The sequence below is a fragment of the Streptomyces arenae genome, assembly GCF_022343545.1.
Lineage (GTDB): Bacteria > Actinomycetota > Actinomycetes > Streptomycetales > Streptomycetaceae > Streptomyces > Streptomyces humi.
Window position 1 is genome coordinate 16,555 of sequence record NZ_JAKQYH010000029.1, and the last position, 11,625, is coordinate 28,179.

Sequence of the window (11,625 nt, forward strand, 5' to 3'; positions counted from 1 at the left end):
CATTTCCTATGCGGCCCGGTACGCCTCCGTCAGCTTCTCCACCGCCGCCGCGTACTTCCCGGTCAGCAGCAGGTGGTCGGCGTCGGCGAAGGGCTTGGAGACCGCCGCCGTGATCGACTGGCCCACCTTCGCCTGGACCAGCAGCCGGGCCTCGCCGACCAGCTTGCGGCCCGCCGTGGCGGCGCCCGCCCGCTCCGCGGTCCGCGCGGCCCTGCCGAGCTTCCGCAGGGTCGCCTCGCCACCCTTGGGGGCCTTCGTCAGGGTGGTCAGACCCCAGCCGTACGGGTACTGCGGGTCGTACGCCGCGTCACCCACGTTGATCGGCAACTGCGCCTCGGACTTCGGCCAGGTGACCGGGAGCTGCCCGGTGAAGGCGCGCCTGCCGTAGAGCACGTCGGCCACGCCGTCGCCCTCGGTGCCCGGCAGCCAGGACGCCACCAGGGCGTCGATCCCGCCGAGCCGGTCGCCGATCAGCTGCGGCCGCCCGGAGACGATCAGCACCGCGCACTTCATGGCCGCGCACACCTTGTCCACGGCGGCCTGGTCGGCCGCGGACAGGGCCAGGTCGTTGCCGTTGCCGACGTCGCCGACGCCCTCGGCGTACGGGGTCTCCCCGACGACGACCACACCCACGTCGTAGCCGGAGGTGGGCGCCGAGGCGTCCTTGGAGTAGGTGACGTCTCCCCCGGCGTTCCGCATGCCCTGGAGGATCGTCGTGCCGGTGGTGTGGGTGCCGGACTGGCCCTGCCAGGTGATGGTCCAGCCGCCGGTCTGGTTGCCGAGGTCGTCGGCGTTGGACCCGGCGACGTACACCTTCTGCGACTTCCGCAGGGGCAGCACGTTCCCGGAGTTCTTCAGCAGCACCTGCGACTCGGCGGCCGCCTGGCGGGCCACCGCCCGGTGCGCGGTGGAGCCGATCCTCGAGGCGCCGGAGGTGTCGGCGTAGGGGTGCTCGAAGAGGCCGAGTTCGAACTTCTGGGTGAGGATGCGGGAGACGGCGTCGTCGACGCGCTTCTCGCTGACGCGGCCGGCCTTCACCTCGGCGGTCAGGGTGGCGGTGAAGTCCTGGTAGCTGTAGGGGACCATCATCATGTCGACGCCCGCGTTCACGGCCGTACGGACGTGTGCCGGGTAGTCGCCGGGCAGCTGGTCGATGGCGTTCCAGTCACTGATCACGAAGCCCTTGAAGCCCATCCGGTCCTTCAGCACCCCGTTGATCATGTCGGCACGGGCGTGCATCTTCACCGGGCCCTGGCCGTCGCCGACGATGTCCAGCGAGGAGTACGACGGCATGACCGTGCCGACGCCCCGGTCCACGGCCGTCTGGAACGGCGCCAGGTGGATCGCCTCCAGCTGCTGCCGGGTGACCGTGGTGACGCCCTGGTCGACGGTGTACGAGCCGGTCGTGGAGGAGCCGTACGCGGTGCCGCCGTCGCCGACGAAGTGCTTGGCGGTGGCGAGCACCTTGTCGTCGTCCTTCAGGTCACGTCCGTCCGCGCGCCCCTGGAGGCCCTGGATCACCGTCTCCATGGACTTCACCAGTGCCGGGTCCTCGCCGAAGGACTCGTAGGAGCGGCCCCAGCGTTCGTCGCGGCTGACGCAGAGGCAGGGCGCGAAGTCCCAGGGGATGCCGGTGGCCCGGACCTCGGCCGCCGTCACCGCACCTGTCCTCTCGGCGAGTTGAGGGTCGCGGGTGGCGCCGATGCCGATGTTGTGGGGCATGATCGTGGCACCGGCCAGGTTGTTGTGGCCGTGCACGGCGTCGACGCCGTAGATCAGCGGGATCTGGAACCGGGTGGCCTGCGCCCGCAGTTGGAAGCCGTCGATCATCTTCGCCCAGGCGGCGGCCGTGTTGGGCGTGGGGGTCGAGCCGCCGCCGGAGAGGAGCGAGCCGAGGTCGTAGGCCGCGATGTCACCGCCGTTGCCGACGGCGCCGCGCTCGGCCTGGGTCATCTGCCCGGCCTTCTCCGCCAGGGACATCCGGGAGAGGAGATCCGCGACCCGCTTCTTCACGGGCAGCTTGCTGTTCAGGTACGGCAGTCCGTGCGCGTCGATGACGACCTGCGGGGTCTCCGCCGGGGCCTTGGCGCCGCTGACCGTGAGCTTCAGCGGGACGGTCTCCGCGGACTCGGCCGACCGGTCCTTCAGCGTCGGGACCTTGATGGTCCGCGTGGCGCCGGAGGCGGTGCCCGCCGGGAAGGTGAGGGTGCCGGAGACGGGCTTGTAGTCCTGGCCGGACTCGGCGGTGCCGCCGGCCGTCTCGTAGGTGACCGTCACCGGGTCGTCGATCGGGGCCGAGCCGGTGGTGGCGACGGTGACCTTCACGCTCGCCGTGCCGCCCTCCTTCACCGGGTAGACGGCCGCGTCCGTGGTGACCGACGCGCGCAGCGCCTGGTCGGCCTTGCCGTACAGCTCCACGTCGTCCATGGCGAACTGACCCTTGACCCCGACGGGGAGGGTGACCGCGTAGCCCCACATCTGGGTGAGGCCGAGGACGTGGTCGATGCCGCCGACCGGCTGGTAGTCGGTGCGGTAGACGAAGTCGGTGAACGGGATCTCGATCTGCTTCCAGCCRGAGAAGTCGTCGGTGAAGGACGTCGTCCACAGCTCCGAGGCCTCGCCGTTGGCCCCGCCGTCCTTGATCTCGAACGCGGTCTTCTTGCCGTTGTCCTGGCCGTCCCACCAGAAGCGGATGCCCTTGTGGGCGGACCAGTCGTGAGCGGGCTCGGTGGCGGCGAAGTCGTGGGAGAAGCCGCCGTAGCCGCTGATGTCATAGGTCCCGGCGAGCACCTTGGCGCCCTCGGGGGCGTCGGCGCGGTCGGCGAACCGCAGGGCGGGCGGGTCGTCGCTGTCGCCGCCCCAGGTGAAGATGCCGTCGGCGGGCTGGGAGGCGAAGGGGACCTCGCCCTCGAAGCGGTCGACGGGGGTGGGCGCGGGGTCGTCGGCGGCGCTGGCGGCGGACAGGGGGATCAGGGCTGCGAGTAGGGCGGTGGAGACGAGCAGGGCGGCTCTTGGCATGGACCTTCCCTCGGCTCTCTGGTTCACTCGGGGCTCCCACAGTTCACTCATGGCTTAGATCACGACGTGAGTTAACTAACGGCTCGCACACCCGTCAAGACGTCCCGTCAGGAAGGGCGATGTGTCGATGAGAAGCACCCCCCACGTGCCGACGAGAAGCACCCCCCGCACCCTCCGGCTGCTCCTCGCCGGGCTGCTCACCGCGGCCGGGTTCAGTGCCGTCGTACCGCCGGCGCACGCGGCCGGCGAGCAGGTCACCGCGTACCTCACCACCACCGACGACTCCGCGGGACGCCATGTCACGCGCGGCCTCCAGGCCCAGACGCCGTTCGCCTTCTCCTCCGGGACCGGCGGCGGCGGCGAGAACATCACCGTCGACGAGAACACCCGCTACCAGACCTTCACCGGCGGCGGCGCCTCGTTCACGGACACCGCGGCCTGGCTGATGAACAGCAGCGGGGCGCTGTCCCAGGCCACCCGGGACGCGACCATGAAGAAGCTGTTCTCCCCCACGGACGGCATCGGACTGTCGTTCCTGCGCAATCCGATGGGCGCCTCGGACCTGGCCCGGTACGGGTACACGTACGACGACGTACCCGCCGGGCAGACCGACCCGAACCTGAACAGCTTCTCCATCTCGCACGACCTCGCCGACGTCGTGCCGCTGACCAAGCAGGCGCTCCAGCTGAACCCCTCCCTGACTGTCATGGCCTCGCCATGGACGGCACCGGCGTGGATGAAGGACAGCGGCTCGCTCAACGGGGGCTGGCTGAAGTCCGAGGACTACGCGGCCTACGCCGCCTACTTCGTGAAGTACCTCCAGGCGTACAAGAACCAGGGCGTCAACGTCTCCTACGTGACCCCGCAGAACGAGCCGACCTGCTGTTCCGGCTATCCGTCGATGAGCTGGAACGCCTCGGGGCTCCAGTACTTCCTCAAGAACGACCTGCTGCCGCAGCTCCAGTCGGCCGGCCTGTCCACCAAGGTCCTGGCGCACGACTGGAACTGGGACGTCTACGACTCCTACGCGGCCGCGTCCGTGGACGACGCGACCATCCGCAACCACCCCAACTTCGGCGGGATCGCCTGGCACGGCTACAGCGACATCAGCGGGGTCTCCAAGCAGACCACCGTCCACAACCAGTACCCGAACCTGGACGCGTTCGGCACCGAGCACTCCGGCGGCACCTGGGTCGCCAACCAGCAGCGCGAGGACATGAACAACATCATCGACTACACCCGCAACTGGGCGAAGTCGGTGACCAAGTGGTCGCTGGCCGTGGACCAGAACATGGGCCCGCACAACGGCGGTTGCGGCACCTGCACCGGCCTGATCACCGTGCACAACGGGGACGGCGCGAGCGGGACCGTCGACTACACCGTCGAGTACTACACGATGGGCCAGCTGACGAAGTTCGTCCGGCCCGGCGCGCAGCGGATCGCCTCCACGGCGTCCACCGCCGTGCCGAACGTGGCCTGGCGCAACCCGGACGGCTCGAAGGCCCTGATCGCCTACAACGACGCGTCCTCCGCCAAGACCGTCACCATCAACTGGGGCTCCCAGCACGCCACCTACTCGCTCCCCGGCAAGACGTCGGCGACCTTCACCTGGTCCGGCACCCAGTCGGGCGGCGGCAGCCAGACCGGCGCCTTCGTGGGGCTGGCGGGCAAGTGCCTGGACGTGGCGGGCGGTTCGGCCGCGAACGGCACCGCCGTCCAGCTCTACGACTGCAACGGCTCCACCGCCCAGCAGTGGACCGTGCAGTCCGACGGCTCGGTCCGGGCGCTCGGCAAGTGCCTCGACGTGACCTCGGCCTCGACGGCGGACGGGGCGAAGGTGCAGTTGTACGACTGCAACGGAACCGGTGCGCAACAGTGGTCGTACAACTCCTCGACCGGTGATGTCGTGAACACGGCGGCGAACAAGTGCCTCGACGTCACGGACAACTCGTCGGCGAACGGCGCGCGGGCGCAGATCTGGTCGTGCACGGGGGCCGCCAACCAGAAGTGGCATCTGCAGTAGTGCCGTAGGAGCACCATGAGGGGTACGACGGGGGCGGCGGCCGTGCTGGTCACGGCCGCCGCGGTGCTGCTGACCGGGTGCGAGTCCGTGGCGGCGCCGCTGGCCGCAGTACGGGTGGGCCTGGACGGCAGGCCGCACGCGCTGGTCCGGCCGTGCGGCGACGACCGGGTGCAGGGTCTTTCCCTCAGCGGCACCCGGGCCCGGGACGGCTCCGGGCGCAACCTGTCCGGCTGGCGGGTCGAGAAGACCCTGCGGCCCGGCAGGGCGAGCTTCCCGCTCTTCGATCCGCCCGCCGACTGGCACGCCCGGCACACCGGGACCCAGCACGCGGTGGCCGGGTACACCTATCAACTCGGCTTCATGAAAGGCGAGTCCGACTACGAGTACACCACCACGCTGACGTTCCGGACGGCCGACCTGGCGAAGCTGGGGGCCGGTCAGGTCTGGGCCGACGGCCGGGTGATGGGCCTCGGCGAGTTCGAGAGACTCGCCGAGGACTCGTGCTGAACCGGACGGCCTACTCGGCGGGCTCGACGCCGGCCCGCAGCAGGCCGTAGGTGTAGGCGTCCTCCAGGGCCTGCCAGGACGCGGCGATCACGTTCTCCGCGACGCCGACCGTGGACCATTCGCCGCTGCCGTCGGAGGTGGAGATCAGGACCCGGGTGATGGACTCGGTGCCGTGCTTGCCCTCCAGGATGCGGACCTTGTAGTCGACCAGGTCGAGCTTGGCGAGCTGCGGGTAGATCTTCTCCAGGGCCACCCGCAGGGCCCGGTCGAGGGCGTTGACCGGGCCGTTGCCCTCCGCCGTGGCGACGATGCGCTCGCTCTTGGCCCAGAGCTTGACCGTGGCCTCGTTGGCGTGGGTGCCGTCGGGGCGGTCCTCGACGATGGCACGCCAGGACTCGACGCGGAAGTAGGAGCGGGGTTTGCCCTCGACCTCGGCGCGCAGCAGGAGTTCGAAGGAGGCGTCGGCCGCCTCGTAGGTGTAGCCCTTGAGCTCGCGTTCCTTGACGCGCTCCACCACCCGGCCGACCAGTTCCCGGTCGCCGCCGAGGTCGACGCCCAGTTCCTTGCCCTTGAGCTCGATGGAGGCGCGGCCCGCCATGTCGGAGACCAGCATGCGCATGGTGTTGCCGACGAGGGCGGGGTCGGTGTGCTGATAGAGGTCGGGGTCGACCTTGATGGCGGAGGCGTGCAGGCCGGCCTTGTGGGCGAAGGCGGAGACCCCGACGTACGGCTGGTGGGTGGAGGGCGTGAGGTTGACGACCTCGGCGATGGCGTGCGAGATGCGGGTCATCTCGCGCAGCCGCCCGTCGGGCAGCACCTTCTTGCCGTACTTCAGCTCCAGGGCGGCGACCACCGGGAACAGGTTGGCGTTGCCGACCCGCTCGCCGTAGCCGTTCGCGGTGCACTGGACGTGGGTGGCGCCCGCGTCGACGGCGGCGAGGGTGTTGGCGACCGCGCAGCCGGTGTCGTCCTGGGCGTGGATGCCGAGCCGGGCGCCGGTGTCCGCGAGGACGGTGGACACGACGGCGTTGACCTGGGCGGGCAGCATGCCGCCGTTGGTGTCACAGAGGATGACGACGTCGGCGCCCGCGTCCGAGGCGGCCCGTACGACGGCCTTCGCGTACTCGGGGTTGGCGCGGTAGCCGTCGAAGAAGTGCTCGCAGTCGACGAAGACCCGGCGGCCCTGGTCCTTGAGGAAGGAGACGGTGTCGCGGACCATCTCCAGGTTCTCGTCGAGGGTGGTGCGCAGGGCCAGTTCGACATGCCGGTCGTGGGACTTGGCGACCAGCGTGATCACCGGGGCGCCGGATTCCAGCAGGGCCTTGACCTGGGGGTCCTCCGCCGCCTTGGCGCCGGCCCGGCGGGTGGCGCCGAAGGCGACCAGCTGGGCGTGCCGGAAGTCGATCTCCTGCTGGGCGCGGGCGAAGAACTCGGTGTCCCGGGGATTGGCGCCCGGCCAGCCGCCCTCGATGAAGCCCACGCCGAAGTCGTCCAGGTGCCGGGCGATGGCCAGCTTGTCCGCGACGGTGAGGTTGATGCCCTCGCGCTGCGCGCCGTCGCGCAGCGTGGTGTCGAAGACGTGGAACGAGTCGTCCAGCTCGTTGGTTTCCGTCTCGGTCATGGTCTCAAGGCTCCTGATGTCGAATCTCGGTCGTACCGGAATGACCGGCTCCACCGTGCCTCCATGGTCCCTCGCGCCTGTCTCCCGGCTGAAGGTGGGCCGGAAAACGAAAAAACCCCTCGCGGGTGCGAGAGGTCTGCGCGCGGGTCGAGGACGACGATGGCCACCCGTACCTGGTCGTACGTGGTGGTCACTGCGGACCGGCGCGCCTGCTGCCAATAATCATGGCGAACGAGAGCACGGAGGCAGTCTGGCACAGCCCCGCCCCCGGCTCACCCACCGTCTCAGGATGCGGTCGTCACACCGGGTGTCGCACGAGATCGGCTTCCAGGAACTCGCGGACATGACCGAGAACCTGCGCCCGGTCGGTGCCGCGCAGGCCGATCGCCACATGGATGGAGAAGCCGTCGAGCAGGGCGCGCAGGCGGGCGGCGCAGCGGTCCGGGTCGACCGGGCGGAACTCGCCCCTGGAGACGCCCTCCGCGAGCAGCGCGACCAGGTCGCGGTGCCAGGCACCCTCGATGGCGGCCTGCCGGTCGCGGGCGGCCTCCCCGGCGTTCTGCGAGCGGTTCCAGACCTCCAGCCAGAGCGTCCAGTGCGGGTCGTGGTGCCCGTCGGGCACGTACAGGTCGACGTACGCGTCCAGGCGCTCGCGGGCGGTGCCGCGGCCGGTGAGCAGCCGGCCGCGCTCGGCGCCCAGCCGGCCCTCGCTCCACTCCAGGGTCTGGAGCAGGAGTTCGTCCTTGGAGTGGAAGTAGTAGAGCAGGTGGCCGCTGCTCATGCCGACCTCGCGGCCGAGGGCGGCCATGGTGAGCTTCTCCAGGCCGCGGTCGGCGATCATGGTCATGGCGGCGGCGAGCACGTCCTCGCGGGGCGGGGCGTTCCTGCGCGCACCGGCCATGTTCCGCTCCGCTCCTAGATCCTCGGCTGCTGCTGGGTGATGCAGTGGATACCGCCACCGCCTGCGAAGATCGTACGGGCGTCCACCAGGGTCACGGTCCGTTCGGGGAAGAGACGGCGGAAGATCCCGGCGGCGGTCTCGTCGCGCGGGTCGTCGAAGCCGCAGAGCACGACCCCGCCGTTGCAGAGGTAGTGGTTGATGTAGGAGTAGTCGGCCCAGTGCCCGTCGGCCTCCAGGACGGTCGGCGCGGGCACCTCGACGACCTCCAGGGCGCGGCCGCGGGCGTCGGTCCCGGACCGGAGCAGACCGATGACCTCCCGGGTGACCTCGTGGTCGGGGTGGGCCGGGTCCGGCTGGTGGTGCGCGACCACGACGCCGGGACGGGCGAAGGCGGCGACGATGTCGACGTGCCCGAGGGTGCCGAAGCCGTGCGGGGGATAGTCGCCGGTGAGGCCGCGGGGCAGCCAGATCGCCTTGCGGGTGCCGAGCATGCCGTGGATCTCGGCCTCGACCTCCTCGCGGGTCCAGTCCGGGTTGCGCTCGGGGCCGAGCTGCACGGTCTCCGTCAGCAGGACGGTCCCCTCGCCGTCGACGTGGATCGCGCCGCCCTCGTTCACCAGCTTCGAGGCGTACGTCTTCGCGCCCGCGAGGTCCGCGACATGGGCGGCGATCTTCGCGTCGTGCTCCCAGCGCGCCCAGTGCTGGGCGCCCCAGCCGTTGAACGTCCAGTCCACCGCGGCGAGTTGCCGCCCGTCGGTGAGGAAGGTGGGGCCGATGTCCCGCATCCAGGCGTCGTCGAGGTCACGCTCGACGGTGTCGACGCCCGGCCCGAGCAGTGCCTGCGCCTCGGCCGACTGACCGGGGCCGCAGACGACGGTCACCGGCTCGAAGCGGAGCACGGCCCGGGCCACCGAGGCCCAGGCCATCCTGGACAGCCGCAGGTCGTCCGGGTCGTCGAAGGTGGGGTTGGGGCCCGGCCACGCCATCCAGGTGCGCTCGTGCGGGGCCCACTCGGCGGGCATCCGGAAGCCGTCGGAGGCTGCCTTGTTCATGGGGGTCCTCACAGAAGGTGACTTTTACAGGAAGTAGAGCCGGCTGAGGGAGACGGAGTCGGCGGGCTGCGAGCGGATCGGCTCGCCGTCGAGGGTGACCAGACCGGTGCGCTGGTCAACGTCGACCGCTCCGGTACGGGAGTTGAGCCGCAGGTCGGCCGGGCCGATGCCACGGGTGCCGCGGACGGCGACCCGGCGGCGGCGGGTGGGCATGGTGTCGTGGCCCTGGTCGAGTGCCGCCTGGGCGACGAACGCCACCGAGATGTCGGCGGGGGTCGCCCCGTGGGCCCCGAACTGCGGTCCCAGGACGAGGGGTTCGCAGGTGTCGGTGGCCGCGTTCGGGTCGCCGGTCACGCCGTACGCCGGGAAGCCGGACTTGAGCACGAGCTGCGGCTTGGCGCCGAAGTACTCAGGCGACCAGAGCACGATGTCGGCGAGCTTGCCGACCTCGATCGAGCCGACCTCGTGTGCGAGGCCGTGCGCGATGGCCGGGTTGATGGTCAGCTTGGCCATGTAGCGCAGCACGCGCTCGTTGTCGTGCCCGTCGTCCGGGGCGCCCAGCTCGGCCTTCATCTTCCCGGCCATGGCGAAGGTGCGGCGGACGGTCTCGCCGGCCCGGCCCATGCCCTGGGCGTCCGACGAGGTGATGCCGATCGCGCCCAAGTCGTGCAGGACGTCCTCGGCGCCCATGGTGCCGGCCCGGATCCGGTCCCGGGCCATGGCGGCGTCGCCGGGCAGGTCGGTCTTCAGGTCGTGGACGGAGACGATCATCCCGTAGTGCTCGGCGACCGCGTCCCGGCCGAAGGGCAGGGTGGGGTTGGTGGAGGAGCCGATGACGTTGGGGACACCGGCCATTTTCAGGACGTTCGGCACGTGTCCGCCGCCGCAGCCCTCGATGTGGAAGGCGTGGATGGTGCGGCCCTCGAGGACCCGGAGGGTGTCCTCCACGGACAGGCACTCGTTGAGGCCGTCGCTGTGCAGGGCGACCTGGACGTCGTGTTCCTCGGCGACCCGCAGGGCGGTGTCCAGCGCCCGGGTGTGGGCGCCCATGTCCTCGTGCACCTTGAAGCCGGAGGCACCGCCCTCCGCCAGCGCCTCCACCAGCGGTGCCCGGTGCGAGGACGACCCCCGGCCCAGGAAACCGATGTTGACCGGCCAGGCGTCGAAGGCGCCGAACGCGTGCTTCAGCGCCCAGGGCGAGTTGACGCCCACCCCCCACACCGGGCCGAACTCCTGCCCGATGACCGTGGTCACGCCGGAGGCGAGGGAGGCCTCCATGATGCGCGGCGACAGCAGGTGGACGTGGGTGTCGACGGCGCCGGCGGTGGCGATCAGCCCCTCGCCGGACACGATCGACGTCCCGGTGCCCACCACGACCTCCACCCCGTCGAGGGTGTCGGGGTTGCCGGCCCGGCCGATGGAGCAGATCCGCCCCTCGCGGATGCCGATGGACACCTTGCGGATGCCGAGCACGGCGTCGATCACGACCACGTTGCTGATGACGACGTCGCAGGTCTCGCGGACGGCGGCGGCCTTCAGATGCAGTCCGTCGCGGGCGGTCTTGCCGAACCCGGCGAGGAACTCGTCGCCGTAGCGCTGGGAGTCGTCCTCGACGCGGATCACGAGCCCCGAGTCGCCGAGCCGGACCCGGTCGCCGGCGCGGGGGCCGTGGGTGGCGGCGTACTCGTGCGGGGTGAGGCGGCGGGCCTCGGCGGGGTGGCCTCCGGGGCGGCTCATCGGCCGGCCTCCCCGCGGGGCACGCCCAGGTAGCCGCAGGCGGCGGCGCGGCGCAGGGCCTCCTCGCGGGCGCCGGGCGCGTCCAGCGGCCCGTCGACCAGCCCGGCGAAGCCGATGGCGACCCGGGCGCCGCCGATCGGCAGGAGACCGACCTCCTGCGACTCCCCCGGCCCGAACCGCACGGAGGAGCCGGCGGGGACGGCGAGGCGCAGTCCGTAGGCGGCGGCGCGGTCGAAGTCGAGACGCGGGTTGGCCTCGAAGAAGTGGAAGTGGGAGGTGACGGAGACCGGGACGGTGGCGGTGTTGGTCACGGTGAGCCGGACCGCCGCCTCCGGGTCGGCGTGCTCGGGGCCGGGCAGCAGGGCGCCGGGGGCGTCCTCCCCCAGTCCCCCGCCGCCGATCGGGTCGGTGACGATCGCGAGCCGCGACCCGTCGTCGAAGACCGCCTCGACATGCACCTCGGTGACCACGTCGGCGACGCCGGGCAGCACGTCGGCCGGGCCGAGGACGGCGCGGGCCGCCTCGACGGCCTCGGCGAGCCGCCTGCCGTCGCGGGCGGCCTCGCAGACGGTGTCCGCGATCAGCGCGGTGGCCTCCGGCACGTTGAGCCTGAGGCCCCGCGCGCGGCGGGCACGGGCCAGCTCGGCGGCTCCGAAGAGCAGCAGCCGGTCGCGTTCGGTGGGGGTCAGCCGCATCTCGTTCCCTTCACTTGGAACGTCACTCTAATCAACGAATTCCATGAAGGAAAGGGTTCACGCCCACCGCG

At 71.2% G+C, this 11,625-nt stretch carries 8 protein-coding genes; 2 read left to right on the forward strand and 6 right to left on the reverse strand.

Translation table 11 applies throughout. The features are described from left to right. Positions 1–6: 6 nt before the first annotated feature. Positions 7–3,018, reverse strand: coding sequence for a glycoside hydrolase family 3 protein (locus tag MB828_RS13825; protein WP_301648397.1), 3,012 nt, complete (start codon positions 3,016–3,018; stop codon positions 7–9). Positions 3,019–3,145: 127 nt separating this feature from the next. On the opposite strand from MB828_RS13825, the gene MB828_RS13830 reads away from it, so the two are divergent. Together MB828_RS13830 and MB828_RS13835 are read left to right on the forward strand one after the other, a co-directional pair. Further along, positions 3,146–5,041: a lectin gene (locus MB828_RS13830; RefSeq protein ID WP_430381377.1), complete on the forward strand. Its 1,896-nt coding sequence runs from the start codon at positions 3,146–3,148 to the stop codon at positions 5,039–5,041. Between the two features lie 15 nt (positions 5,042–5,056). After that, on the forward strand, positions 5,057–5,548 hold the full coding sequence (locus MB828_RS13835; RefSeq protein ID WP_301648399.1) for a hypothetical protein: 492 nt from the start codon (positions 5,057–5,059) through the stop codon (positions 5,546–5,548). A gap of 10 nt (positions 5,549–5,558) precedes the next feature. On the opposite strand, the gene cimA is transcribed toward MB828_RS13835, so the two are convergent. From cimA to ureA, 5 genes are all read right to left on the reverse strand, one after another. Continuing rightward, positions 5,559–7,169 (reverse strand): citramalate synthase, encoded by a 1,611-nt coding sequence (cimA, locus tag MB828_RS13840; protein WP_301648400.1) that lies wholly within the window; start codon positions 7,167–7,169, stop codon positions 5,559–5,561. Positions 7,170–7,467: 298 nt separating this feature from the next. Beyond that, complete coding sequence (locus MB828_RS13845) at positions 7,468–8,070, reverse strand: TetR/AcrR family transcriptional regulator (protein WP_133027250.1); 603 nt, start codon at positions 8,068–8,070, stop codon at positions 7,468–7,470. A 14-nt stretch (positions 8,071–8,084) separates the two neighbouring features. Next, complete coding sequence (locus MB828_RS13850; RefSeq protein WP_301648401.1) at positions 8,085–9,122, reverse strand: agmatine deiminase family protein; 1,038 nt, start codon at positions 9,120–9,122, stop codon at positions 8,085–8,087. Between the two features lie 24 nt (positions 9,123–9,146). Continuing rightward, entirely contained in the window at positions 9,147–10,859 is a 1,713-nt protein-coding gene (locus MB828_RS13855; RefSeq protein ID WP_301648402.1) for an urease subunit alpha, read from the reverse strand. After that, entirely contained in the window at positions 10,856–11,554 is a 699-nt protein-coding gene (gene ureA, locus MB828_RS13860; protein WP_301648403.1) for an urease subunit gamma, read from the reverse strand. Before ureA ends, MB828_RS13855 begins: the two co-directional genes overlap by 4 nt. Positions 11,555–11,625: the final 71 nt, after the last annotated feature.